This is a genomic window from Enterococcus sp. AZ191 (genome assembly GCF_051713845.1).
Classification (GTDB): domain Bacteria; phylum Bacillota; class Bacilli; order Lactobacillales; family Enterococcaceae; genus Enterococcus_B; species Enterococcus_B durans.
In genome coordinates this window covers 464,169-490,253 of record NZ_JBIOQS010000001.1, presented here as the reverse complement: position 1 = coordinate 490,253, position 26,085 = coordinate 464,169, and the positions used below count along the sequence as shown (strand labels likewise).

General features: G+C 39.3%; 21 protein-coding genes. 4 read left to right on the top strand and 17 right to left on the bottom strand.

What is annotated here, in order from left to right; all coding sequences use genetic code 11:
* Nucleotides 1-4: 4 nt before the first annotated feature.
* Both mfd and pth read right to left on the bottom strand, forming a co-directional pair.
* Nucleotides 5-3,526 carry a transcription-repair coupling factor gene (gene mfd / locus IGI47_RS02365; RefSeq protein WP_438783220.1) on the bottom strand — a complete coding sequence of 1,174 codons (3,522 nt, stop codon included), beginning with the start codon at nt 3,524-3,526 and terminating at the stop codon, nt 5-7.
* A gap of 16 nt (nt 3,527-3,542) precedes the next feature.
* Complete coding sequence (gene pth, locus IGI47_RS02360) at nt 3,543-4,103, bottom strand: aminoacyl-tRNA hydrolase (RefSeq protein WP_311930499.1); 561 nt, start codon at nt 4,101-4,103, stop codon at nt 3,543-3,545.
* A gap of 350 nt (nt 4,104-4,453) precedes the next feature.
* Between pth and IGI47_RS02355 the strand changes: the two genes are divergently transcribed.
* The 3 genes from IGI47_RS02355 (at nt 4,454) to IGI47_RS02345 (ending at nt 7,952) form a co-directional block, all read left to right on the top strand.
* Entirely contained in the window at nt 4,454-5,428 is a 975-nt protein-coding gene (locus IGI47_RS02355) for an L-lactate dehydrogenase (protein WP_438783218.1), read from the top strand.
* 171 nt (nt 5,429-5,599) lie between these two features.
* A complete protein-coding gene (locus tag IGI47_RS02350) occupies nt 5,600-7,000 on the top strand; it encodes a L,D-transpeptidase family protein (RefSeq protein ID WP_438783217.1) in 1,401 nt (466 codons plus the stop codon).
* 262 nt (nt 7,001-7,262) lie between these two features.
* Entirely contained in the window at nt 7,263-7,952 is a 690-nt protein-coding gene (locus tag IGI47_RS02345) for a hypothetical protein (RefSeq protein WP_311930501.1), read from the top strand.
* A 193-nt stretch (nt 7,953-8,145) separates the two neighbouring features.
* Here IGI47_RS02345 and IGI47_RS02340 read toward each other — a convergent pair whose 3' ends face one another.
* The gene (locus tag IGI47_RS02340) at nt 8,146-8,871 is read right to left on the bottom strand and encodes a YebC/PmpR family DNA-binding transcriptional regulator (protein ID WP_438783216.1); all 726 of its coding nucleotides are present in this window, start codon (nt 8,869-8,871) and stop codon (nt 8,146-8,148) included.
* Between the two features lie 83 nt (nt 8,872-8,954).
* A complete protein-coding gene (locus IGI47_RS02335) occupies nt 8,955-9,458 on the bottom strand; it encodes a VanZ family protein (RefSeq protein ID WP_311930503.1) in 504 nt (167 codons plus the stop codon).
* A gap of 121 nt (nt 9,459-9,579) precedes the next feature.
* On the opposite strand from IGI47_RS02335, the gene IGI47_RS02330 reads away from it, so the two are divergent.
* Entirely contained in the window at nt 9,580-11,382 is a 1,803-nt protein-coding gene (locus IGI47_RS02330) for a M3 family oligoendopeptidase (RefSeq protein ID WP_438783215.1), read from the top strand.
* Nucleotides 11,383-11,626: 244 nt separating this feature from the next.
* On the opposite strand, the gene IGI47_RS02325 is transcribed toward IGI47_RS02330, so the two are convergent.
* The 13 genes from IGI47_RS02325 to rpoZ form a co-directional block, all read right to left on the bottom strand.
* A complete protein-coding gene (locus IGI47_RS02325; protein ID WP_311930505.1) occupies nt 11,627-13,162 on the bottom strand; it encodes a C40 family peptidase in 1,536 nt (511 codons plus the stop codon).
* A gap of 218 nt (nt 13,163-13,380) precedes the next feature.
* A complete protein-coding gene (gene mreD / locus IGI47_RS02320) occupies nt 13,381-13,890 on the bottom strand; it encodes a rod shape-determining protein MreD (protein WP_005875162.1) in 510 nt (169 codons plus the stop codon).
* A 3-nt stretch (nt 13,891-13,893) separates the two neighbouring features.
* A complete protein-coding gene (gene mreC / locus IGI47_RS02315; protein ID WP_438783212.1) occupies nt 13,894-14,748 on the bottom strand; it encodes a rod shape-determining protein MreC in 855 nt (284 codons plus the stop codon).
* A 144-nt stretch (nt 14,749-14,892) separates the two neighbouring features.
* Nucleotides 14,893-15,528 carry a thiamine diphosphokinase gene (locus IGI47_RS02310; protein WP_311930507.1) on the bottom strand — a complete coding sequence of 212 codons (636 nt, stop codon included), beginning with the start codon at nt 15,526-15,528 and terminating at the stop codon, nt 14,893-14,895.
* 1 nt (nt 15,529) lies between these two features.
* Nucleotides 15,530-16,180, bottom strand: coding sequence for a ribulose-phosphate 3-epimerase (gene rpe / locus IGI47_RS02305; protein WP_311930508.1), 651 nt, complete (start codon nt 16,178-16,180; stop codon nt 15,530-15,532).
* A gap of 12 nt (nt 16,181-16,192) precedes the next feature.
* A complete protein-coding gene (rsgA, locus tag IGI47_RS02300; protein ID WP_438784437.1) occupies nt 16,193-17,083 on the bottom strand; it encodes a ribosome small subunit-dependent GTPase A in 891 nt (296 codons plus the stop codon).
* 381 nt (nt 17,084-17,464) lie between these two features.
* Nucleotides 17,465-19,516, bottom strand: a complete 2,052-nt coding sequence (gene pknB, locus IGI47_RS02295) for a Stk1 family PASTA domain-containing Ser/Thr kinase (protein WP_438783211.1) — start codon at nt 19,514-19,516, stop codon at nt 17,465-17,467.
* Entirely contained in the window at nt 19,513-20,253 is a 741-nt protein-coding gene (locus IGI47_RS02290) for a Stp1/IreP family PP2C-type Ser/Thr phosphatase (RefSeq protein WP_005875151.1), read from the bottom strand. Before IGI47_RS02290 ends, pknB begins: the two co-directional genes overlap by 4 nt.
* A gap of 12 nt (nt 20,254-20,265) precedes the next feature.
* The gene (gene rsmB / locus IGI47_RS02285; RefSeq protein ID WP_438783210.1) at nt 20,266-21,624 is read right to left on the bottom strand and encodes a 16S rRNA (cytosine(967)-C(5))-methyltransferase RsmB; all 1,359 of its coding nucleotides are present in this window, start codon (nt 21,622-21,624) and stop codon (nt 20,266-20,268) included.
* Nucleotides 21,624-22,565: a methionyl-tRNA formyltransferase gene (gene fmt / locus IGI47_RS02280; protein ID WP_311930511.1), complete on the bottom strand. Its 942-nt coding sequence runs from the start codon at nt 22,563-22,565 to the stop codon at nt 21,624-21,626. The genes rsmB and fmt overlap by 1 nt, the downstream gene beginning before the upstream one ends.
* A complete protein-coding gene (gene def / locus IGI47_RS02275) occupies nt 22,558-23,049 on the bottom strand; it encodes a peptide deformylase (RefSeq protein WP_005875145.1) in 492 nt (163 codons plus the stop codon). The genes fmt and def overlap by 8 nt, the downstream gene beginning before the upstream one ends.
* Nucleotides 23,050-23,062: 13 nt before the next feature.
* Entirely contained in the window at nt 23,063-25,471 is a 2,409-nt protein-coding gene (gene priA / locus IGI47_RS02270) for a primosomal protein N' (RefSeq protein WP_311930513.1), read from the bottom strand.
* Nucleotides 25,472-25,778: 307 nt separating this feature from the next.
* Nucleotides 25,779-26,084, bottom strand: a complete 306-nt coding sequence (gene rpoZ, locus IGI47_RS02265) for a DNA-directed RNA polymerase subunit omega (protein WP_005875143.1) — start codon at nt 26,082-26,084, stop codon at nt 25,779-25,781.
* Between the last annotated feature and the right edge of the window lies 1 nt (nt 26,085).

The window sequence follows — 26,085 nt, the reverse complement described above, 5'->3', positions numbered from 1 at the left end:
CTTCCTATGCTACAGCATATTTTTGTTCACGTAATGCTTTCACAAAACGTTGGATCTCTTGCATCCAGCTCGCAGTATCTGTCGCTTTGGGAATCGTTAATCGGATCACCATTTTTTCCTTTTCAACACCTAGACTGGCCTTTAATTTTGTTGCTGCCAGTGCTTCAAAAAGTTGTTCCACCGTATAACATTTTGTTCCAACCTTGCTTAACGTAAAGACTAGTTTTTGCTCTTGTTTGCGAATCGTTTCGATCAAAGCACGATCGCCATCCATTTTGATCTGACCGATCGTCAATAAATGAGCGACCTCTTCAGGATATTCACCAAAACGGTCCGACAAATCATCTTCCAGCTCATCAAGCATTTCTTGTGAGTCAAGTTCTCTGATACGTTTATAGATCTCGATTTTTTGTCGTTGATCTGAGACGTATTCCTCTGGTAAGTAGGCATCGACACCAAGATCGATCTCAACTGATGTTTTTTCGACTTGACTATTTTTCCCTTGTTTTCGTGAAACTGCCTCACTCAACATTTGGGAATACATATCAAAACCAACAGCATCGATAAAGCCATGTTGTTGGGCACCTAAAAGATTTCCTGCTCCTCGGATCGATAAATCACGCATCGCGATTTTGAAGCCTGAACCTAATTCCGTAAAATCTTTGATTGCTTGTAGCCTTTTTTCGCTCACTTCATTAAGAATTTTTTGCTGTTCATACATGAAATAAGCATAGGCGACACGATTGCTACGTCCGACACGTCCTCGTAACTGATAAAGCGTAGACAAACCCATATAATCGGCATTTTCCACAAATAATGTGTTGGCATTCGGGATATCAACACCTGTTTCGATGATCGTAGTCGTGACTAGCACATCATACTGTCCTTCGATAAAATCAAACAGCGTATTTTCTAATTGTGCTTCTGTCATCTGCCCGTGAGCAAATCCAATGCGGGCTTCTGGTACCAATGCTTGTATTTCTTCTACTTTACGTTCGATCATTTCGACACGATTGTATAGATAGAAAACTTGTCCGCCTCTTCCCATTTCTCGATGGATCGCTTCTCTGATTGCGCCGGGATTTTTCTCCATAACATAGGTTTGGATCGGATAACGGTTCGCTGGTGGGGTTTCGATCACTGACAAGTCCCGAACACCCAACATCGACATATGCAATGTTCGCGGAATCGGTGTTGCTGTCAATGTCAATACATCCACTTGCGCACGCAATTGTTTCAATCGTTCTTTATGTTTTACACCAAAACGTTGCTCTTCGTCAACAATCAATAGGCCTAAATCACTAAATTCTATATCTTTCGAAAGAATTCGATGCGTACCAACGACAATATCGATCTGACCTGTGCGTAATTGTTCGATCGTTTCTTTCTGTTGTTTCCTTGTTCTAAATCGACTTAATAAACCAATGTTGACAGGAAATCCTTCAAAACGTTCAAGCATGGTCTCATAATGTTGCTGTGCCAAAATCGTAGTAGGGACTAGAAAGGCTACTTGCTTACTTTCCTTGATGGCCTTGAAAGCTGCCCGTAAGGCAACTTCGGTTTTCCCATAGCCCACATCCCCTACAAGCAATCGATCCATCGGTTTTTCTTTCTCCATATCACGCTTGATCTCAGCTGCACTTCTTAATTGGTCATCTGTTTCAGAATATGGAAAAGCATTCTCGAATTCTTTCTGGTACCCATCATCCGGTCCAAAAGCATACCCTTTTTCAGATTCTCTGGCTGCATAAAGTTTGATCAGATCATCTGCGATATCTTCGATTTTAGAAGACACTTTTCGTTTTGTCTTCGTCCATTCACTTCCACCTAACTTATTGATACGTGGTGCTTTCGATTCAGAAGCAACATATTTTTGAATAAGGTTCAATTGTGTGACTGGTATAAAGAGCTTGTCGTCATTTTGATAAAGAATCGTCATGTAATCTTGATGGACCCCATCCACTTCCAACGTTTCCATACCGATATATTTACCGATCCCATGATTCGCATGGACGACATAATCTCCAGCTTTAAGTTCATTGTAACTTTTTAGGCGTTCTGCATTGGTTACTGTTTGTCGCCGAGTTTGTTTTTTCGTTGTTTTTTGGAAAATCTCTTTTTCCGTGATCGCAACGATTTTTTCTTGTGGCAACTCAAAACCAGTTTGTAAGGCACCTTCTACTAATTGAACTTGTCCGCGGATCAATTTGTCTTGTTCCGTTTCTACTATTAATATCTCCTCATCCCGAAGCATCTGTTCTGCTTTTTTTATCCGCTCTTTTGTCGGGATAAAGATAACAACCGTTTGCCCCTGTTTTCGCCAACGATCCATTTCGGTTTTTAATAAGGGCATCTGTCCGAAAAATTGTTGCATCGTGCGATATTGGAAATTATGGATAGCTTGAAAACGTAAATTGCCCATTCCTTTTTGGAAAAGTGCAAAAAAAGTAGTAATAAATTTTTCTTTTTGAACAAGTTTATGCACATCACTGACTAGTACCTGTTCAGAAAATACACGGAGTTCACTGATCTTTTGCGTTTGCCATTCTGCAGCTTCACGTTCCATTTCACGATTTGTTTCCATGATTCGTTGATAATCGTCTACGATCAACAAGCTGTTAGTTGGGAAATAATCAAGGATCGTCGTTTCTGTTTGATAAAGCAGATCTGCATAAAATTTAGCTTCTTCCGTTGGATTTCCCGCTTGCCACTGTGAAACCAATTGGCCAAAGTAATCTTCTAAAAAAGCACGATCTGTTTTTTCAGAAGTAGTTGCTAATTTCTTTTCCAATAATGTTTCAACCTGATTGATTCCGTGAAGCAAATCCTCTTGCCCATATACTTGTTCACTCGTAGGGGCGATCCAGATCTCGTTTATTTTTTCGATCGATCGCTGTGTATCTGGTTCAAAATAGCGCATGGAATCAATTTCGACATCGAACAGTTCAACGCGGACAGGATAGTCAATGGTTAGTGGATAGATGTCGATAATGCTTCCACGGATACTGTATTCTCCAGGTTTTGCCACCATTTCTACCCGCTCATAGCCCATCAATGCAAAATGCTGTGGAAGTTTTGCGAGATCAATCTCTTCACCGACTTGCCAGTTCAGTTGTGCTTGTTGCCAAGTTTTTGGTTGAGGTAATCGTTTATGAAGAGCCGCTACTGGCAAAAGGTAAATACCTGGTTGCTTTTGTTGTAGCGCATTTAGAGTAGCCACTCGTTCTCCTCGTGCTTCTGGAGAGGAGAACGCCATTTCTGCAGACAGTACTTCATCTACTGGAAATGAATGGATCTGTTCTGCTGGCAAAACATGCTGAAGATCTTCAGCCAACTGATTTGCATAATAAAGATTAGGCATCAAGACAATCAGATTCTTCTTTATTTTTTTGAATACGCGTGCGAATAACAATGTTTTTGCTGAGCCCGCTAATCCTGTAACTAGTTGTCTTGGTGTCTTCTCTTCTAATTGGTTTATCCATTCTTTGACTTGTGGATCTTTCCCAATCATTTGGATGATATCCATTACTTTTTCTCCTTCCTTAATTGAATTGATTCATCGTATCGATAAACGAATGTCCTTCAAGCATGAATTCTAACGCTTTAACGGATTGGTCAATGCTTGCTTCGATCAAAGGCTGTGCCTCTTTACTAAATGGACTCAACACATGTTGCACCACGGTTTTCTTTCCTTCGGGTCTACCGATCCCAACTTTGATCCGATCAAATATATTCGTATTCAAATGCGAGATGATGCTTTTTATGCCATTATGGCCACCAGCGCTTCCTTTTTGACGCAATCTGATTTTTCCAAGTGCAAGATCCAAATCATCGTACACAACGACTAACTCTTCTGGATAGATGCCAAAATAAGTCATCAACGGCCCTACAGCACGTCCTGACTCATTCATAAATGTTTGTGGTTTGACTAAAAGGATTTTTTCGCCATTGTAGAAAAATTCAGCGACCTCTGCTTCAAATGTATTTTTTTTAAACATTGCTTGATGTTCTTTCGCCATACGATCAACGACCATGAAGCCAATATTATGTTTTGTTTGTTCATATTTCGTTCCAGGGTTTCCAAGCCCAACGATCATTTTCATTGTTCATTCCACCTAATCTAAAAAGCAACACAAAAGGCTGGAGCGCAAATAAAGCAATCCAGTCCTTGACGCAATTTTCTATTTTTTACTTTCTACTATAGTATAACACATATAACCGTGTTTCAACTAAAAGAGAATTTTTAAAAAATGATAAAACAATTAAAAAATTCTTCAAAGTTTAATGAAATCGTTACTTTTAGAAAATAGTGAAATAACGCACATGTAAGCTTTTACATATAATACAACTGTGTTATCTGTTATATTTTGTAGCCAAATAGCGTGACAGCAAGCTTAAGAAATGTTAGCATAGTCATGGGAAAAGATAAAATCAATGGAAGGATTGATATACAATGACTGCAGCTGCAGAAAAAAAAGATCATCAAAAAGTAATTCTTGTCGGAGACGGTGCCGTAGGTTCTAGCTATGCATTTGCATTAGTTACTCAAAATATCGCACAAGAAGTTGGTATCGTAGATATCAACACAGCAAAAACTGAAGGAGATGCAATTGATCTATCACACGCATTAGCATTTACTTCACCTAAAAAAATCTACTCTGCAACTTATGCAGATGCACACGATGCTGACTTAGTTGTTATCACAGCTGGTGCGCCTCAAAAACCAGGCGAAACTCGTTTAGATTTAGTAAACAAAAACTTAAAAATCAACCGTGACGTAGTAACACAAATCGTTGAATCAGGTTTCAATGGTATTTTCTTAGTTGCTGCTAACCCAGTAGATATTTTAACTTACTCAACTTGGAAATTCTCAGGTTTCCCTAAAGAACGCGTTATCGGTTCTGGTACTTCGCTTGACTCAGCTCGCTTCCGTCAAGCACTTGCTGAATTAGTTGACGTTGATGCACGTAACGTCCATGCTTATATCTTAGGTGAACACGGAGATTCTGAATTCCCAGTTTGGTCACATGCCAACGTTGCTGGTTTACAAATTTATGAATGGGTTAAAAACAATCCAGACGTTGATGAAGAAGCAATGGTTAACTTATTCTTCGGAGTACGTGATGCTGCTTACACAATCATTGAGAAGAAAGGTGCTACTTTCTACGGTATCGCAGTAGCATTAGCTCGTATCACTCGTGCTATCCTTGATGATGAAAATGCTGTTCTTCCATTGTCAGTATTTATGAACGGTGAATATGGATTGAACGATATCTACATTGGTGCTCCTGCCGTTATCAACCGTCAAGGTATCCAAAAAGTTATCGAAATCCCTCTAAACGACAGCGAACAAGACCGCATGGCTGCTTCAGCTAAACAATTAAAAGAAATCTTGGACGAAGCTTTCTCAAAATTAGACGCTGAATAATTTTAATAAATAATAGAAATAAGGTAGAATTTCAAAAAATTCTACCTTATTTTTTTACAGCAATACTTCATTAAATTTCCACTAAATCATCTCTTCTCTTCGTCTTTTCATGTAAAATATGCTATGATTAGCTCGTTACACCCTAAATTAAAAAAATAAGGAGTTGTCACCATGACAAGATCTTCTCATCGTAAAAAATCAATGCACATTGGCTTATTGTCTGCTCTCGGTGTGATCCTCGTATTGATCAGCTTTTATACCTATCGCAGTACATATTATACAAAACATTTTTTGCCTAATACTGAGATCAATTCGATCAACGTAAGTAATCTTACTGTTGACGAAGCAAATGACAAATTGAAGGATTCTTATTCTAATAAAAAGCTTGCTATTGAAGAGAATGGCAAAGTTTGGCAAGAAGTTGCAAAATCAGAACTCGGCTACAAAGATGACTTTTCTTCTGAGTTGACCCCTCTTTTGGAAAAACAAAATGCTTGGTCTTGGGGAATGACTTATGTCTCCGCTGCTGACAATCAAGAAATCGATCCATTAGATACAAATCACCAAAAATTAGATGCAACGATCGAACAGTTAACTTCTGAATTGACGAACTTAAATAAAGACCGCAAACCTACTCAGGACGCGACGATCGAAAAATCAGGCGATACGTTCACGATCAAACCGGAAGTCAACGGTGACACAATCGATGTAGAAGCTGCTGTCAAAGAAGTCAAAAATGCTGTGAATACTGGAAAAAATGAAATCAATTTAGCCGATTTCCACACAAAGCCAAAAGTAACAGCTAAAGACCAAAGCTTGTCGGACCAGCTAAATACGATGAATAAAATCGCTGCTGTCAAAGGAACCTATACGATCAACGGTGACACGTTCCAGATCCCAACTACTGACATCGCTAGTTGGTTGACTTATACAGATGGGAAAATCGGTCTTGATACAACTCAGGTCAGACAATATGTAACAGATTTAGGAACAAAATATAACACAAGCACCAATGATACGAAGTTCAAAAGTACAAAACGTGGTGAAGTGACTGTACCAGCTGGAAGCTATAGTTGGACGATCACAACCGATGCTGAAACTGAAGCTCTTGAAAAAGCAATTTTAGCTGGGAAGGATTTCACTCGCTCGCCACTTGTTCAAGGAAGTACGACGGCTGACCATAAGTTAGTTGATAACACATATATCGAAGTTGATTTACAGAACCAACATATGTGGTACTACAAAGATGGAAAAGTTGCTCTTGAAACTGATGTCGTTTCCGGTAAGCCAATCACGCCTACCCCAACCGGGGTCTTCTATGTTTGGAATAAAGAAGAAAATGCCACACTAAAAGGAACGAATGACGATGGCACACCTTATGCTAGTCCAGTAAGTTATTGGATGCCCGTAGATTGGACTGGTGTGGGGATCCACGATTCCGATTGGCAACCTGCCTATGGTGGAGAGCTATGGAAAACCCGCGGATCTCACGGCTGTATCAACACACCGCCAAATGTTATGAGTCAACTATTTGGTATGGTAGAAAAAGGCACCCCTGTCGTGATCTTCTAGACAACTTGCTTTTAGTTTAGCAGTTTGACAATAGAAAAAAATAAATTTCAGCTCCTAAAGTCACGTCACAGAATCTGTGTTACGTGGCTTTTTTTGACTTTATTTTTTGGATGAAAAATAATCGGCCTCTTTTCATTTTTATAGCGGATTACTTATTAAATACGTTATAGGTACAAAAAATTTTTCAGCCAGAAATTTATGGAACCTCACTCTATTCAAACCATGTTACTCTTTAACTATGTTGTATAGGAGGGATATATTTATGGCGGAGTTAAACAACACTAGGAAACAAAACGAAGTAAACTTGCGAAAGGAAGGGATGAGTGAAGTAACCCACCTCAAAAGTCTTAAGGAACTTATCGCTGGAGAACCTATAAAAAATTACATAAAAAATGAAAAAACAGATATCGAACGCTATAAGGCCGCAGTATTTAAAATTTCAGATGACCTTACTACAAAAGAAAATGAGCTACATCAAATCAGTAAACAATTAGAAAGTTCTCAGGATTCTAGAAAAGAAAAAATTACCGACAAGGAAAAACTTCAGGGAAAAGTAGCGACTACAAAAGAAGATATTCAAACGATCAAAGAAAAAATAGCAAAAAGAGAAAAAAGTTTTTTACATAAATTATTTAAAGGCCCTTATAACACTTTAACAAAGGAACTTCATTTAAAAGAAGCAAATTTACATTCAAACCAACTTATGATCAAAGTCTTATCAGATGAAATTAAAACAGCTGACAAATCAATTCCACATCTTGAAAAAGTGGCCAAAACCTTAAAAAAAGAAATAAACCAAATGAAAGAAGATATCTCTGGAGCAAGCAACATACTGGATAAGAAAACAAAAGAATTACAGAATGGAGTAGCCCAAGTCAAAACTGCTCGTAAAATTGCTACAAAATACCCACAAATAAAACACAACGCTCAACCCGCTAGATCCGGCCGTTGATAGACATTGCCACAGATGACTATGATTCAAAACCACAAAAAGAGCGTGAGACAAAAGTAAGAAACACTTTTGTCTCATTCTCTAAAAACGAATAAGCGGTGGGAGCAGAAGCAACTCCTTCGGAGTTAGACACTTCTATCCCAACCTTTAACTATCAAAGAAATACTGATTACAGCTAATGCTTCATCGCTTTTTATTCATCTTCAACAGAAGTAAACACCTCAGACACATCATCGTCATCCTCTAATTTTTCGACTAGATTCTCTAACTTTTGACGTTGTTCTTCAGTCAAAACAACTGTAGTTTTAGGGAACATTGTTAGTTCCGCCTGAGCAAGCGTAAATGTTTCTTCTAGTTGATCTCGTACACTGGCAAAATCATCAGGAGCTGTATAGATCTCAAAAACTTCTGGTGAGATCTGCAAATCCTCTCCACCAACTTCCAAGACCCTCTCTAACATAGCATCTTCATCAATCGTCAGTCCGGCGCGTTCAATAGCAAGATACCCCTTACGATCGAATAAATAGCCCACAGAGCCTGTTTCTCCCAATGAACCACCATTACGGGTGAAAGCTACTCGCACATTTGTCGCTGTTCGGTTTCGATTATCCGTCAAAGCATGGACTAAAATCGCTACGCCACCCGGCCCATAGCCTTCATATGTCACTTCATCATAATTCGCTTCATCAGCGGTAGTTGTTGCTTTTTTGATGGCCCGATCGACATTGTCATTCGGCATGTTTGCGGCTTTCGCCTTGTCCACAACTAAACGTAAAGCTGGATTCATCGCCGGGTCAGGTCCACCTGCTTTAGCTGCCATATAAATTTCTCGAGAAATTTTTTGAAATATTTTTCCTCGCTTCGCATCTTGGGCATTCTTTCTTCCTTGGATATTATGCCATTTACTATGTCCTGACATGTTGACTCCTCCTTCTTACTAGTCATGTACTCTTATTCTAGTCTTTCTACCTGCAAATTCAAAGCCTAAGACACAAGTTCTGCTTATTTTTTCCTAAAAAAGCCAATAACAAGACAGATCACAATTGCAGTTAAGGCTCCCATAGAATCAAGTATCACATCTTGGAACATTGGCGAGCGTCCACCAGTAATCATTTGATGGAATTCATCTAGACCTGCATAGCCGGTTGCTGAAAGCCAAGCTAAAATAGCTGTCAATCCCCATAACTTCAATTTAGGATATACGCCTAAAAACAAACTACCACCTAAAATAAAATAAGTGCCAAAGTGTGCCCCCTTGCGAATGAAAAACTCAACAAATTTACTGTACCCTAAATGATCGATGCTAACGATACTTCCACCGTAAGTAAAGCTTATCCCACTCCATGCAGCTTTAAACGGTTGATTTGGCAACCATTCATCGATTCTTGAAACTTGTGACTGTTGTCCATAAGTCTGTGAGGAGCTATAAAATAGGACAAGCACGATCAACAGTGCGATCATCAGATAAAAGTTGCCATTCTTTATTTGCTTTTTGATTGAATTCATAAATCACCTCTGTCATTTATCATAGCTCTTTTCTTTACAAACAACAATTTTTTTCTAAAGACTTAAACAGTAAAATAATGATATACTAATGATTGTATTATAAAACGAAGGGAGTTTTTTCATGACTTATTCACTAAACTGGGATTTAGACTCGATTTTTTCTGGAGGCAGCAATTCCGAGGCACTAAACGCACGATTGGAACAACTAGAAGCACAGATTCAAGAATTTTACACACAAACCAGCCAATGGCATTTTTCCGCAAATTCTAACAATGGATTAGTGGCACTATTAAAATTGCAAGAGACTGTGACAAATGGTTTTTCTCAATGTAATAGCTACATCACCGCTTTACTATCTGCAAACGTCAAAGATTCTAAAGCAAAAATTTTATCAGCAAAATTATACTCATTTTTACCTCGTTGGCAATCTGCCGAAACTATTTTATCGAATAAATTTGCAGAAATATCTGACAATAACTGGCAAGAATTGCTTCAATCAGCTGAAATTGCTCCTATTGCCTTTCGAATGAACGAAATTAGAAGAGATGGCGAACGTTTACTTTCTGAATCTGAAGAAACAATCATCAATACACTCTCATTAGACGGATTGAATTCTTGGAGCAGCCATTACGATACAATCGTTGGAACAGTTGTGATCCCATTTGAAGAAGATGGCAAGATAACACAACTATCTGCTGGACAAGCCTTTAACAAAATGATGGGTGATCCTGATCCTCTTGTCCGCGAAAAATTATTCATCGCATGGGAAGAAGCTTGGCAGGAAAAAGCACCCTTACTAACAGATACTTTGAACCATTTAGACGGTTTCCGCTTATCGACTTACAAACTTCATGATATGACGGATTACTTACAAAAACCATTGGAGTACAATCGTCTGAAAAAAGAAACACTTGATGTGATGTGGACAACAATTGAAAAGAACAAACAACCACTTGCGGACTATCTAACAAGAAAAGCGAACCTTTTCGGTAAAGAAAAAATGGAATGGCAAGACCAAGATGCTCCAATCATTTTGGGTGATCTAGAGGAAAAAACTTTTTCTTTTGACGAAGCAGCTGCATTCATCATTGAAAACTTTGAAAAATTCAGTCCTAAGATGGCCGTTTTTGCTAAATCAGCTTTTGAAAAGAGCTGGATCGAAGCAGAGGATCGTCCCGGCAAGCGCCCAGGAGGATACTGTACGGAACTTCCTGAAACACAAGAATCTAGAATCTTTATGACTTACAGTAATTCAATCAATGAAGTTTCAACACTGGCACATGAATTAGGCCATGCTTTCCATAGCAGCGTGATGTGGGATCTACCAACGTTGAATCGCGATTATGCAATGAACGTTGCTGAAACAGCTAGTACATTTGCTGAATTGATCGTAGCTGACGCAACTTTAAAAGCAGCGAAAACAAAAGAAGAAAAAATCAATCTGCTTGATACGAAATTGCAAAATGCCCTAGCTATGTTCATGAATATCCATTCTCGCTTCATTTTTGAAAATCACTTCTATACTGCCCGTCAAGCTGGATTAGTTTCAGAAGATGAAATCACAAAAATGATGGTGGAAGCACAAAAAGAAGGCTATCAAGATGCATTAGCTACTTATCATCCTTATTTCTGGGCAGCTAAATTACATTTCTTCATTGATGATGTACCTTTCTACAACTTTCCTTATACTTTTGGTTACTTGTTTAGTTTAGGTATCTATGCCTATGCAAATAAAAAAGGAACAAGTTTTGAACAAGAGTACATCAACTTGCTACGTGATACTGCTTCTATGACAACGGAAGAACTAGCACAAAAACATTTAGATGTCGATCTAACAAAACCAGATTTCTGGCAAGCAGGAATCGATATGGTCCTAGAAGATATCCAAGAATTTATGGACCTATCAGAAGAGTTTACAAAATAAAGACCCTTCCAAACAAGCTTAGCAATAGTAACTCCCTAGAGATAAGAACCCACTCTTAAAAAAACAGATGTAATCTTTAAGAGTATGACTTATTTTTCCAAAGAGATTTCTTCTATTGCTATCGTTGTTTTAAACTTAGAGCATGTGATAAATCAGCACCTTTATCTCATGCTCTTTTCGATGCATAAAATCCACAACAAAAAAAGAGTTAATCTATTTTCATAGACTAACTCTTTATCAATTCTTACATACTTACTGCAAAATCAGGTGCAAACCATTGAACTGAGCCAACTTTAACACTTTCACCTGGTTGAGGTGCATGGATATATTGTCCGCCACCTAAAGCAATCGCTACATGGTAAGTTCCACCAGGTGACCCCCAGAATAGTAAGTCTCCAGCTTTTGCTTGAGAAACTGAGATTTTAGCTCCAGCAGATTCTTGAGGAACTGTCCAACCACCGATGTCACGACCAGTTACTTGTTTGTAAACATAGCTTGTGAAACCAGAACAGTCAAAACCGCTTGGATCTTTACCGCCCCAAACATAAGGAACACCGATGTATTTGTAAGCCTCTGCTACGATAGCAGAACCATTTACACTACCAGAAGGTGTTGATGGTGTTGTAGGAGGTGTAACAACAGTACCTGAGTTATTATTGTTGTTTGTTGTACCGCCATTGCCAGTTGAACCATTTCCAGATGTTGTCGGTGTTGATGGCGTAGCTGGTGTTGTTTCTTGTGTTGAAGATTCAGGAACTGTTGTACTTTCTGTTACTGATGAATCAGTAGTAGAAGATTCAGTTGATGAATTTTCAGTTGTTGAAGTTGAAGATTCTGGAACTGTTGATTCTTCAGTTGTTGATGAAGACCCAGGAGTCACTACTGCACTTGAGCTTGAAGATTGTGCAGATGATGATGAGTTTTCAGTTGTTGAAGATTGAACAGTTGATGAATTTTCAGTTGTTGAAGCAGAAGATGCAACTTGTGATTGTGCAGCTTGTGCAGCAGCTTGTTCACGTGCTTCTTTTTCAGCTTTTTCTTGTGCAGCTTGTTGACGCGCTTGTTCTGCTAAACGAGCTTGTTCACGGATACGTGCTTGCTCTGCTTCAGCTTCTGCTTTCTTACGGTTCAAGTCAGCTTTTTTATCTTCTGCAGTTGCTTGTTCAGCAGCTAATGAAGTTTTCAATACATTTAAATCAGCTTGTTTAGCTAATAGATCACCTTTTTGTGATTCTAAAGTAGCTTGATTTGCTGATAATTCTTTTTGTTTTGCTTCATTTTCAGCTTTTTTATCTTCTACAGCTTGTTTATCTTGTTTTTGTTGGTCTACTAATTCTTGGTTCGCTTGGACGATAGATGTCATCGCTTGGATACGACCAACAGCATCAGCTAATGAATCAGCATTCAATACAGCATCAATGTAATTTGAACTTGTATTTTTAACTTGTGTTTCACGTGCTTGTTTTTGGATTGTTGCTTCACGTTTTTCAATACGTTCTTGTAAATCTGCAATTTCTTTTTCTAATTGAGAAGATTCTTTACGTAATTTGTCTTGTTTAGTTAATAGATCTTGTGCTTTTTCGTTAATAGAAGAAACTTGTCCTTCTAATGCTTCGATTTGTGATTGTGCACTTGCTTGTTGATTTTGTAAATCCGCAATTTTTTGATCTTGTTGTTGTATCTGTGAATCAAAATCGTCCGCCGCGGCAGCGATCGGTGATCCTACGGCAGTTAAAGCGATTGAACTTAGCATTACTGCTGATATTAAACTTTTTTTCACTCTTCATTCCTCCGACTGGCTTAATTTAATAAATATCTAAATATATTTAAGTCTTTCTTAACGATAACAAAATTGTACCATAGCAGTATGTCAAGGAGATAATAGTTATGTTACAAAAACATTTCAAAATAAACTATTAACATGACAAAACTGTAAGTTACAAGTGTTATCTTAAAAAAATATCAGAATATTTCAAAAAACAAGTATAAAAAAAGAAATTATTCATCACTGAATAATTTCTTAAAAGGAAAAACAAAGATAGCAAAAATGATCATATTCAACAATAAAGTCGGCCCTAAGTATCTCGTGATAAAATAGGTGTTATTTACAGAAACTAATTTGAAGATCAATTGGACAGCTAAAGTAAACAATTCATAGCTAGTAACAAAGATGATCGTACTAAAAAATTCTGTAAAGATATTGAAGTGGATCGCCGAACTCATTCCATACATGATAAATACCATTAAAGGGAGAGCAACTGCATATATCCCGATCACCCCTATATAATACGCATCAAATATGGCTCCTATGATGATCGTCGTGATCAGTAGATAGCGTTTCGGGAATTTTTGGCTACAAAACAACAAAGCTAAAATCAGAAAATGCGCACTAGCCATATAATCCCCTTTTGACCACTCAACGAACATTCGTGTCAAATGCCCATCAATCAACATCAATAGGAACAATACGATAGGTAGGTAGTATTTCATTGTCTCTTTTTTTAGCATCGGTTATTCCTCCACTAGCCTTTGTACGATCGTCACCACTGATATATCATACATACCGGCATAAGGTTTAACGTATACTTCTCGATCCAATCCAAAACTGTCCGGTTTCGTTTTGACAACTGTACCGATCGGCAGATCTGCTGGTGAGTTTCCGCCTAGTCCAGAAGTCTGTACTACGTCACCTTCTTTGATATTTGTATCGCCAGTCAGCTGAGTGACTACTAAAGCTTGTGTTTTTTCATCATAATTCTTCAACAACCCAAACGCCTCGCCACTAGAAGAAGAGACACGTACTGGAAAATGATTAGAGCTTTCATTGGATGAAGTCAACAACTCAATTTTTGAAGAAGCATTGTTCACTTCGATCACACGACCGATCAGTCCTTTTTGGGACATGACCGCCATATCGACTTCAATACCATCTTTTGATCCCTTATCCACGATCAGCATATCTTGCCAAGTATCCGGTGAACGTGTAATGACATTTGCTGTTACTTTTTCGTAGCTAGCCAATGTCTGATTCAATTCAAGTTCTTTTTTCAGTGCTTCGATTTCCTTTTGGTAATTTTTGTTTTTTAGCGCTATTTCGTCATAACTGTCGATCTTTTCTTTAAGACGCTCATTTTCAGAATAAGTAGTAAACAGGTTATGGACAGAATCAACCCCATTTTCAACCCATCTTACAGGCGCTGAGATTGCACGATCAACGAATGATACACTGTCATTCACGACGGACTGGAAGAAATTAGGTTTTCCTTCATTCGCTCGTTGGGCAGCGGTCACACTTATTATCGTTACAACAATGATAACAATAACTAAGGTAATTATAATATTTTTATTAGGATTGAACTTCTTCACAAAGACACCTCGAATTAATTAGACTCTTACGCTCAATTTTATCACTAATCGAGGCGAAACAAAAGGTAAGACACCTCTCTTAAGCTTTTTTTTAGCAATTAATTTACCCTGTCATTTTTCCAATCACAGGGACTTGAACTAGCCTCAATCTCTACTTTGAATAACTGCTACAACTCCCTCTAAAAAGGAGAATTCAGCCGTATCTGAGATAAATTCATTACTGGCATAGGAAGTCGGCTGTGAAACATCGGTCGGTTCCAACTCATACTTACTCTTTCTGATTGCTAACTGCGTAACAGGTGTCAAACAACAGTATGCAAGATATTTCATTTCAGGAAGTTGTGTAATGCTGTGGTCACCTGGCAAATAAAAAGTCAGATGATTTTGCCGGTCGCTTATGACCAATTGTTGCGCATGGGACTTGAAACGTGGCTCTAAAGGCAACCAAAGATTGGCTAACAAATGATCGATCCGACCGCCAGTTGCCCCAATCAGCGTGATCGTTGCCTCAGGGTAAAGCATCAGCGTTTTCGACAAACCTAATTGCGTATCTGTATCATCCTTTTCCGCAGGAGCTTGGATCAGTTCTACAGCCGCCTTCTTTACATGCTCTTTTTCTTGAGGATCCAACGAATCAAAATCGCCGATTGCAAGATCCAAAGGAAAATCATGTTGGATAAGATAAAGAGCGCCTCGATCAATCCCAATATACTGGTCATATTTTTCTTTTAATGCTGGCCACTCTTTAGGTGATCCTCCTGCTACCAACAAGATGTCCATCTTATTTCAAGGCCTCTTTTAATTGCTCAATCTGTCCTACTGGATTTTCAGAATTATACACATATGAACCTGCAACAAAAATCTCCGCACCTGCATCTCGGCAGATCTGAGCCGTTTCTGGTACGATCCCGCCATCAACCTCAATGGTATAATGCCAATCGTTTTGTTGGCGTAACTCGGCTAATTCCGAAATCTTTTCTACCGTTTCCTCAATAAAGCTTTGTCCGCCAAAACCTGGATTCACCGTCATAACCAAAACTTGGTCTGCAATGGATAAAACGTGTTTGATCATTGATACAGGTGTTCCTGGATTGATGACCACTCCTGCTTTGACTCCTAGGTCCTTCGTCATTTGCAAGGCACGATGGATATGGTGCGTTGCTTCGACATGCACTGTGATGATGTCTGCACCTGCTTTAGCAAATGCCGGGATATAATTTTCCGGATCAACGATCATCAAATGGACATCTAATGGCAATTTTGTGATTGGACGAATCGCTTGGACGATATTCGGTCCAAATGTGATATTAGGAACAAATTGTCCGTCCATGACATCCACATGGATATAATCTGCTCCTCCTTTTTCAACTAATTCGATATCCCTTTGTAAATTAGCAAAGTCCGCGCTTAAGATAGATGGTGCTATTTTCATCAAGACTTCCTCCTATTTTCGTTTACCTTCTTTTTTTGAATACATTGGTTTACGATTTTCTACTTCTTGCAAGAACTGCAAATAATCATCATAACGTGTTTGCGCAATCTCGCCTGATTCTACACGTTTCTTGACTTCACACCCTGGTTCTTTGGCATGCATACATTCTCTAAAACGACAATGGGGCGCTACTTCTACAAACTCAGGAAATTGTTTCGGTAGTTCCGTCGCTTCAATGGTCAAAAAATCGATTGAACTGAATCCTGGTGTATCCGCTACGAGACCATCATATAAAGGCAAAAGTTCTACATGCCTTGTCGTATGCTTTCCTCGACCTAATGAGTCAGAGATCTCACCAGTTTCCAAATTCAATTCTGGCGAAATCTGATTTAGCAATGTTGATTTTCCGGCACCAGATTGTCCCATAAAAACAGATAGTCGTTCTGGGAAATAACGCACCAATTCAGCTGTGTCATTTGGGTGTTTTGGCACAATCACCGGATACCCGATTTTTTCGTAGACTCGCTTGATTTCAGCAATTTTAGGATCATTGGGCGACAAGTCTGTTTTAGTCAGATAAATGACGGGCTCAATTGACTCATATTCCAACAACACTAAAAAACGATCCAATAAATTATAAGAAAAATTAGGTTCAACTAAACTAGTGACAATGATGCCTAGATCAACATTGGTTACTGGGGGGCGCACCAATTGATTTTTACGAGGCATTACTTCTAGTAAATACCCATCTGTTTTGTTTTCACTTTCAAATATCACTTGGTCGCCAACTAATGGGGTGATCTTCCGATTACGAAAATTCCCTCTTCCCCTTGTTTGATAGGTTTCACCGTCAGCATAGACATAGTAGAATCCGCTGATTGCTTTTCTGATTTGTCCTTTGATGTTATGCCACCTCCATTTTTCCTTATTTTACCACAGGAAAGAAAAATCATGTGAGGTTCCTCTGATAAACTTCTGTAAATTAGAAAAAGGCTAGGACAGAAGTGTTTAACTCCGAGAAATAAGAAGAAGTTGCTTCTGTTCTCACCGTTTATTCGTTTTTAAAGTATGCAACAAAAATCTGAACAAATTAATTTTCAAATTTCTTTCAAATTTTTTACTGTCTAAGAGGGCTGGTTCGTGAAGTTCGCTATCATCAACGTGAAGATGACAACTTTTTCCTTGTGGGTTTTTACTTTCTTTATAGCTAAAAACGAGGCTGAGATATGGAGATGTCTCAGCCTCTAAAACTAGATTGTTAATTATTAACTTTTGCAGATGGCTCTAACTATCGCTACTTTCACTACTACTTGTACTGTTTTCCGTTGATGAACTTGAACTACTTGTACTTGAGCTGCTTGAACTACTTTCAGATGATTCTTCTTTAGAACTTGAAGATGCAGGATCAGGTCCTTTTGAATATACCACATTGACAATTGTTCCCTTAGCGACTTTCGCCCCTACACCAGGAACAGTCCGGATCACTTTGTCCTTTTCCACTGTAGGAGAATATTCATACGTTTCATGTCCGATATACTCTGCACCAATCCCTGCTAAATAGCTTTGTGCATCGCTTTTCGTATAGCCTGAAATATCATTCAACGTCTTTGTATCAGGCCCTTGGCTGATCCTAAAGCTAATATATGTTTGGCCTGGTACGACTTCACCTGATTCTGGGGTTTGACTGATAATTGCCCCACTTGGCACAGTATCACTAGGCTCATAACTAGTACCAATATTGTTGGCATCAAATCCAGCTGCAAGAAGTGAATTGAAGGCAGATTCATAAGGCTCGCCTACATAACTGCGTAGCGACACTGTTTCTGGCCCTTTACTTACCTTAAACGAAATCGTATCTGATTCTGGATCTACTTCTGAGCCTTTATCTGGTGTTTGAGAAATAATCTCTCCACTATCGACTTCATCGCTGAATTCTTCTTCTTTTTCAATCGAACTAGAAGAAAAACCAAGTTTTGTCAGCTTTTCTTTTGCCTCATCGTAGCTCATACCGGTATAATCATCTAATTTGATTTTTTTCTTCCCGCTACTTACGTAAAGAGTTACTTCTCGGTTTTGTTTGACCGTTGTTCCTGCTGCAGGATCTGTTTTGACTATGTCGCCTTCTTCGATCTTGTCATCAGCGATCTCTTCTGTCTTGGTAGCTGCTACTAATTTGGCTTTCGTCAATGTTTCTCTTGCGGAAACTTCTGATAATCCAGAGACGTCAGGAATGACAACTTCCCCTCGTCCGCCTGAAGCAAAGAAAATACTTGTACCGATCCCTAGTAAAGCTAAAATCACAAGTAGAATGATCCACCATTTTTTTCGTTTTTTTGTTTTTACATCTGGAAGAGCTTCATCTTCTGGAAAAGAAGGTTGCTCCTCTGTTTTTTCTTTTGGCAGCGGCATGGATTTGAATGACTCTGGCATTGGTGTATCTTCTGTCAATGGTGTGAGTATTTTCGTTTCGTTATCCATGACTTGTGGTTGCCATTTTGGTTCATTTGCACGTGCCGGTGATAATGCTGTCGCAAGATCATCTGACATTTCTTCTGCTGTCTTATAGCGATCTGCTGGTTCTTTAGCCGTCGCCTTCAACACCACATTTTCTAAAGCTTGCGGTATTGCAGGATCTAAAGCTTTGATTGATGGCAATTCATCTTGAAAATGTTTCAACGCGATCGTTACCGCTGACTCACCATCAAATGGAACGCTACCTGTCAGTAATTCATAGAGAATGATCCCTAACGCGTAAATATCTGACTGCTTAGTGGCCATACTTCCTCTCGCTTGTTCAGGAGATAAATAATGAACCGATCCAAGCATCGTATTCGTTTGCGTGATCGATGTTTCAGATAAAGCAATCGCAATCCCAAAGTCGGTGATCTTCACGACACCTTCATTATCGATCAATACATTTTGTGGCTTTAGATCTCGATGGATGATTTGATGACTGTGTGCTAAAGAAATCGCTGATAAAATCTGCTGCATGATGTTGACTATTGTTTCATATGGAACAGGATAATGTGTCTGGATATATCTTTTTAGATCCATTCCCTTCACATATTCCATCACCAAATACTGCATATCGTCCTCTTCGCCTACATCATAGACGCTGACGATATTCGGATGGACCAACTCAGTCGCAGCTAGTGCTTCACGCTGAAAGCGACGAATAGCTGTTTGGTCATTTTGAAAATCGAATCGTAATACTTTTACTGCTACATCACGGTCCAAGATCAAATCATGAGCTAAAAAGACATTTGCCATGCCTCCACTACCGATATTTCCAGTGATTTGATATCTACCGTTCAGTTTTTTACCTAGTTCGATCATGCTGCGTCCTCCTTAAATTCGATTAGAAGAACGGTGATATTATCTGCTCCGCCTGCTTCATTTGCTTGATTGATAAGTTCTGTCACTTTATCAGACAATGTTCCTTCTTGATTAACGATCGTCTCGATCATTTCTTCCGACAACATATTGGTCAAACCATCTGAACACAATAAAAGACGATCTTTCAATTGCCAAATATATGTCGAAACATCAACTTCTACCGTTCCCGGCATACCAACCGAGCGAGTCAAGATATTTTTTCGAGGGTGATTGACAGCCATTTCTTCGCTGATTTCCCCAGATTTTACGAGTTCATTCACCAAAGAGTGGTCTTCTGTCAGCTGAATGATCTTGCCGTCACGAATGAGATACGCACGGCTATCGCCAACATGTGCAATCGTAAATCGTTCTTCAGATAAAGCTGCAGCCACTATAGTGGTTCCCATTCCATTGTACTCAGGTTGTTCTTGTCCTCTTTGATAGATAAGTGCATTTTCTTCTTGGATTGCTTGGATGAACCACTGAGCGATTTTTTCGTCGTCCGTTAAGTCTTGTTCTTCCCAAGCATTTCCTAAGTTCAGCACAGCCATCTGACTGGCAATATCTCCCGCACGATGGCCGCCCATTCCGTCAGCTAATATCGCTAGTTTGATTCCTTCTTGATTCGTGAATACACTAGCATAGTCTTGATTCGTATTACGTCGTCTTCCTACATCTGATTGATATTCAATCTGCATTCTTTCACCTCATTACTTTTTACGCAAACAACAAATGAAAAACCCATCTGTATAGAATTGATGTGGATATAAGGTCAACATTTTATCTTCGACTGATGATTGTAGCACAGGATCAATTAAAACATCAATCTTTTCAAAATCTGGATGCCGTTCTAGAAAAGCGGCAATTACTTCTTGGTTTTCTTCTTTCAAGATGGTGCATGTACTATATGTCAATATTCCAGAAGATTTTAACACAGTTGCACAACTTTCCAAAATCTCTAATTGGATTTTCGGAAGATTGGCTAGATCTTTGGCATTTTTTTTGTAGCGGATATCGGGTTTCCTTCTAAGTAAACCAAGGCCTGAACAAGGAGCATCTACTAAGATACGATCAAATTCTTGTGAAGAAAACTGCTCTTTAACTTCTCTCGCATCCATTGTCTGTGCATACACCGCAGATGATACTCCTAAGCGTTCAGCATTTTCCTCAATCAATTTTACTTTATGTTCGTGGACATCAAGAGCAGTCACTTCTCCGCCACAAGTCGGATCTAAAAAGGTAGCAATATGTGTTGTTTTCCCGCCAGGTGCAGCACAGGCATCTAAAACATGATGTTCGGGCTCGATTTGCATTGCTGGAGCAACCAACATAGAGCTCTCATCTTGGATCGTCATGACGCCATCGTGAAACAGCGAGCTGGAGGCTAGATGTCCTTTTTCAGCGACTACTCCGTAAGGGCTGACGATACTTGCTGTAGCAGAGATATCTTCTGCTTGTAACGTCAAGATAGCTTGATCCCTTGCATATCTTCTCGTATCCACACGGCCACTCGCATGACTAGGCTGGTACAAAGAATGCCCCAATTTTTCTGTTTCCTCATAACCCACTTGTTCAATCAATCGTTTCGTCAGCCATAGTGGCAAACTGATCGTTGTCGCTAAACGCTCAATGGGGTCTTTGATTGCCTCAACATCTGGTTTTCCTTGTCGTTGGTAGCTTCGTAAGACTCCATTAACGAATTTTCCTGTACCAGGATTGCCTTTCGTCTTAGCGATTTCTACTGCCTCATTAAAAGTGGCGTGGGCAGGTACTTTATCTAAAAATTCCAATTGATAGACAGATAAATAAAGCAACGTCTTGACCCAATCATCCACTTTCTTTGCTTTGGCAATAAAAGGTGCAACATAAAATTCTAATAAACGTTGGCGACTGATAGTCCCATAGACCAGCTCTGTAAAAAGGCCGATATCTTTCGAGTTCAAGTCGCTCTGTTTGATCATTTCATTCAGCAACAAATTGGAATAAGCGCCGCCTTTATTGACTCTTTCAAGTGTTATCAGCGCCATGTAACGTACTGATTTTTTCATTTTTTTAGGTATCTTTGCCATTATTTCACCTGCTGTCCAATCTCTATATGCTGTCCGCTACCATTCAAGAATTCAGCAATTGCTTGTTTTCCTTTACCTGCTGGCTGTAACTCCTTGATAGCCAAAACTGTTTCTCCACCACAAGCGATCCAAAGATTTTTTTTGTCTTTTTGGATGATCGTTCCAGGTGCTTCAGTTGTTGTCTCATCAAGCACTTCCACAGATAAAAGCTTCCAACGTGTACTTTCATAGGTCGTGAATGCAACCGGCCAAGGACGCATGCCTCGTACTTGATTATCCACTTCTTCCGCTGTTTTATTCCAGTCAATGGCTTCTTGTTCACGCGTAATGTTTGGTGAAAAAGTTACATTCGCTTCATCTTGAGGCTGTGGCTTTATTGTGCCGTTTAAAATGTCAGGCAACGTTTTTAACAATAATGTTTTCCCTAAAGCACTAAGTTTTTCAAACATCGTGCCGACATCATCTTGTTTTGTGATTGGCAAACTTTCTTGGACGTAGATGCCGCCAGCATCCATTTTTTTGATCATTTCCATGATCGTGACACCTGTTTCTTTCTCTCCATTTATAATCGAGTAATGTACAGGTGCTCCACCTCGATATTTAGGCAATAATGATGCATGGACATTGATAGCGCCAAATATAGGTGCTTGTAATAATTTTTCTGGTAAGAATTGGCCAAATGCAGCAGTAATGATGGCATCTGGTCGCAAAGCAATGATTTCTTCCATTTCCGCTGAGCCGGAGATTTTTTCTGGTTGAAGAACAGGTAGTCCATGTTTCACAGCTGCTTCTTTGACCGGGGAAGGCGTGATTATTTTTTTTCGCCCCACTGGTCTGTCTGGTTGGGTCACTACCGCTACCACTTCATATCCTTCTGCTAATAATCCTTCAAGGATCGGTACTGAAAAAGCAGGGGTACCCATAAATACTAGTTTAGTCATTCAGATGCTCCTCCATATAGTCTTCTAGTTCTGCTTCTGGTATTTGTTCGATCATTTTCTCTACGAACAGTACACCATCTAAATGATCGATCTCATGCTGAAAAGCGCGTGCTAAGTAACCAAAAGCAGTCACTTCGATTTCTTCGCCTTCACGATCATAATAGCGTACAGTCACTTCATCAGCGCGTTTGACTGTTCCATATACATGTGGAATGCTTAAACAGCCTTCCACATCGATACTTTCACCTTTTGCTTCGATGATTTCCGGGTTGATCAGCTCAAACTTATCTCCTTCATCGACTTCAACAACCGCAATTCGTTTGTTTTTCCCTACTTGGGGCGCGGCAATGCCGATACCATCATTGGCGACCATCGTTTCATAAAGATTATCTAATAGTGCAACCGTTTCATCTGTAATGACATCGATTGGCTGAGCTACTCGTTTCAATTTATCGTTGGGGTGGATCAATATAGGATAGCGCATGTCTGTACCTCTCTTAAATAAAATGTAGTGGTTCATTATCGATTGCAACAAATAATCCTTGGCGTTGTTCTTTTTGGCTTTGATTCAAAATTTGGTTTAACACATTTTCCAAATTAGGTTCGTGTTTGTACTTAATGATCAATTGATAGTAATAGCGGTTTTTCACACGGGAAACCATGCTTGGTACTGGGCCTAGTAATAAACTTTTCGGTCCTAATGTCTGTTTCAACTGGTTGAAGATCTCAAATATTTTTTTTGCTGCCACTTGCTCTTCCTGGTGGCTCGTCGTGATCTTCACCGTGAAGTAGTAAGGTGGATACCCGCTGCGGTGCCGCACATTCATTTCTTGCTGATAAAATCGTTCATAATTTTGTTCTTTTACTAACTCGATGGCATAATGTTGCGGATTGAATGTTTGGATAATCACTTCACCCGCTTTTTCTGCTCGGCCTGCTCGACCAGAAACCTGTGTCAACAACTGAAAAGTGTGTTCACTTGAACGGAAATCTGGAAGATTGAGTGAAGTGTCAGCATTGAGTACACCAACTAACGTCACATCTGGAAAGTCTAATCCTTTCGCAATCATCTGCGTTCCCAACAAAATGTCTGCTTCCTTCTGTCCGAACTTTTGCAGAATTCGTTCGTGTGCCCCTTTTTTCCTTGTTGTATCTACATCCATTCGCAAAATACGGGCGTGAGGGTAAAGTTCTTGTAGTTCTTCTTCTACTTTCTGCGTTCCTGTTCCATAGTAACGGATCTTATTGCCGCCACAATTTGGACAACGGTGCGGAATCGGTTCTTCATGGCCACAATAATGGCAACGCATCGAATGAGTGTCCATATGCAAAGTCAATGAAATATCACAATTGGGACAAGGTAAGACAAACCCACAATCTCGGCACATCACAAAGGAGGAGTAACCGCGACGGTTCAGTAATAACACTGTTTGTTCTTTTTTAGCCAATCGATCTTGTATTTTTTCTTGTAATTGACTAGAGAATGTCGAAACATGATTTTTTTGCATCTCTTTTCGCATATCGACGATTTCGATCGATGGTAATTGCGCAGATGATTTTGCGCGTTGATTCAACCGCAACAATTCATATACGCCTTTTTGTGCACGAGCACGTGATTCTAGAGAAGGCGTTGCACTTCCTAGCACAACTGGGCAATGATGGTAATTTCCTCTCCAGATCGCTAGATCTCTCGCATGGTAACGTGGAGTCTCGTCTTGCTTATAACTGGATTCATGTTCTTCATCGATAATGATCAATCCAATATTTTCTAACGGAGCAAATATAGCCGAACGGGCACCTACTACGACTTGTGCTTCATTTCGTTCAATCTTACGCCATTCATCATACTTCTCTCCTTGAGAAAGCCCGCTATGCAAAACAGCAACAGATTCACCAAACCGTCCCTTGAAGCGTTCGACCATCTGTGGGGTCAACGCGATCTCAGGCACAAGCATGATTGCGGTTTTCTTTTGTGACAAGACTTCAGCAATTGCTTGCAAGTACACTTCTGTTTTACCACTCCCAGTAATGCCTTCTAACAGAAAAGTTGGGCTACTCGTGCTTTTGCCTGCGTCAATGATCCGATCCACCGCATATTGTTGTTCCTCATTCAGTTTTAAAGCAGTTGTCTGATCAAAGGTACGATGTTTGTAAGGATCACGGTAGCTCTCCACTTCTTCAAAGTGCAACCAGCCCTTTTCGTTTCCTTGGTTCAAAACAGCTGTGCTGATCCCTCTTTCTTTGAAATAAGAAACCGTTTCTGGTTGTGTTTGTTCCGCCAAGCAAAGCAACAATTCTTTTTGTTTCTTCGCATTTTGTCTCAATTTTCCCCATTCGCTGTCAATTTGTTCATTCGTTAAATCAGAGTGGACCATTCGGATCGTTTTCACTTTGTTTTTTGTGTGGACTTCATAGTTGATATCCACCAGTTTTTCTTGACGCCAGCGGATCAATTGCGACAAGATACCTTGTTCAGTTGCTTCTTTCCAAGAAATCTCTTCTCGCCCATTAAAAAGATCCAAGACGTCTTTTTGTGCGACCAGCGGATAAATTTGCTTTTCATACTCCGCTTTCATGACACTTGGAAGCATCGTTTGCAAACAAGTGATCTTGAATGCATACGTAATTGTCTTCATGTAATCCGCGAGTAAGAGTAATTCTTCATTCACAACCGGCGCTAAGTCTAGGATCTGGATGATTTTTTTTAATTCCTGCGTGTTGTTCCTATCCATTTTTTTTACCGTCATCACAAAACCTTGGACATGACGGTTCCCATTACCAAAGGGCACTTCCACGCGCATACCGATTTGGATAGCTTCTTCAAGTTCAGAAGGAACCTGATAAGTGAATGGTTGATCGGTTTGCATCGTTGGTACATCAACGATAACTTCAGCAGTTATTGTCATAGGTTCCTTCCTCCTTTTTTGATTTTGTCTAAAATAGACAAAATGGCTCTTGCTTATTTTACTAGAGATTTCTGTGTTTGTCTTACTTTCTAGCAAATCCTAAAAAAAAATTAACGGCAGTAGTATAAACGAAAAGCGAATAAATGCTGGATTTCCACCTTTTTTGCTAGATTTTGACTCAGGGTATGAGAAAAATAAGCCGAAATTCCACAAAAATTTGAGAATCAAATTTCGGAAATTTCGGCTTATGCAATTGGTTGTTCGAACTGCTTTCGCTAGTTATTCTTTGTTTCTAAAAAAATAGCTTTTATAGATTTTGTTCTTCACGGATACGTGATTCTAATTCTTGTTGTTCACGATCTTTTTGTGCTTTGCGTTCTTCGTCTTCCATTCTTAAACGTTCACGTTTTAATTCAGGATGTGGATCATTGATCACATTTCCTGCTTCGATTTCTTCTAGTGCTTGACCCACACTTTTTACAGATTCAAAAGAATCCATTGTTGGTTGTACTTGAGCATCTAATTCGTGTGCACGTTTGCTTGCCAAAATAACTAGAGAATATTTTGAATTGACACGATCTAATAATGAGTCGATTGAAGGTTTTAACATCATA

What these genes read in the sequence shown, in the direction of transcription:
- def (WP_005875145.1), bottom strand. Translation starts at nt 23,049, where the DNA reads ATGCGCTATCCTATATTGATCCACCCCAACGATAAATTGAAACGAGTA.
- fmt (WP_311930511.1), bottom strand. Translation starts at nt 22,565, where the DNA reads ATGACTAAACTAGTATTTATGGGTACCCCTGCTTTTTCAGTACCGATC.
- rsmB (WP_438783210.1), bottom strand. Translation starts at nt 21,624, where the DNA reads ATGGCAAAGATACCTAAAAAAATGAAAAAATCAGTACGTTACATGGCG.
- IGI47_RS02345 (WP_311930501.1), top strand. Translation starts at nt 7,263, where the DNA reads ATGGCGGAGTTAAACAACACTAGGAAACAAAACGAAGTAAACTTGCGA.
- pth (WP_311930499.1), bottom strand. Translation starts at nt 4,103, where the DNA reads ATGAAAATGATCGTTGGGCTTGGAAACCCTGGAACGAAATATGAACAA.
- IGI47_RS02290 (WP_005875151.1), bottom strand. Translation starts at nt 20,253, where the DNA reads ATGCAGATTGAATATCAATCAGATGTAGGAAGACGACGTAATACGAAT.
- mfd (WP_438783220.1), bottom strand. Translation starts at nt 3,526, where the DNA reads ATGGATATCATCCAAATGATTGGGAAAGATCCACAAGTCAAAGAATGG.
- rpe (WP_311930508.1), bottom strand. Translation starts at nt 16,180, where the DNA reads ATGAAAATAGCACCATCTATCTTAAGCGCGGACTTTGCTAATTTACAA.
- pknB (WP_438783211.1), bottom strand. Translation starts at nt 19,516, where the DNA reads ATGATCGAACTAGGTAAAAAACTGAACGGTAGATATCAAATCACTGGA.
- IGI47_RS02340 (WP_438783216.1), bottom strand. Translation starts at nt 8,871, where the DNA reads ATGTCAGGACATAGTAAATGGCATAATATCCAAGGAAGAAAGAATGCC.
- priA (WP_311930513.1), bottom strand. Translation starts at nt 25,471, where the DNA reads ATGACAATAACTGCTGAAGTTATCGTTGATGTACCAACGATGCAAACC.
- IGI47_RS02310 (WP_311930507.1), bottom strand. Translation starts at nt 15,528, where the DNA reads ATGGACATCTTGTTGGTAGCAGGAGGATCACCTAAAGAGTGGCCAGCA.
- IGI47_RS02330 (WP_438783215.1), top strand. Translation starts at nt 9,580, where the DNA reads ATGACTTATTCACTAAACTGGGATTTAGACTCGATTTTTTCTGGAGGC.
- IGI47_RS02350 (WP_438783217.1), top strand. Translation starts at nt 5,600, where the DNA reads ATGACAAGATCTTCTCATCGTAAAAAATCAATGCACATTGGCTTATTG.
- mreD (WP_005875162.1), bottom strand. Translation starts at nt 13,890, where the DNA reads ATGCTAAAAAAAGAGACAATGAAATACTACCTACCTATCGTATTGTTC.
- IGI47_RS02335 (WP_311930503.1), bottom strand. Translation starts at nt 9,458, where the DNA reads ATGAATTCAATCAAAAAGCAAATAAAGAATGGCAACTTTTATCTGATG.
- rpoZ (WP_005875143.1), bottom strand. Translation starts at nt 26,084, where the DNA reads ATGATGTTAAAACCTTCAATCGACTCATTATTAGATCGTGTCAATTCA.
- IGI47_RS02355 (WP_438783218.1), top strand. Translation starts at nt 4,454, where the DNA reads ATGACTGCAGCTGCAGAAAAAAAAGATCATCAAAAAGTAATTCTTGTC.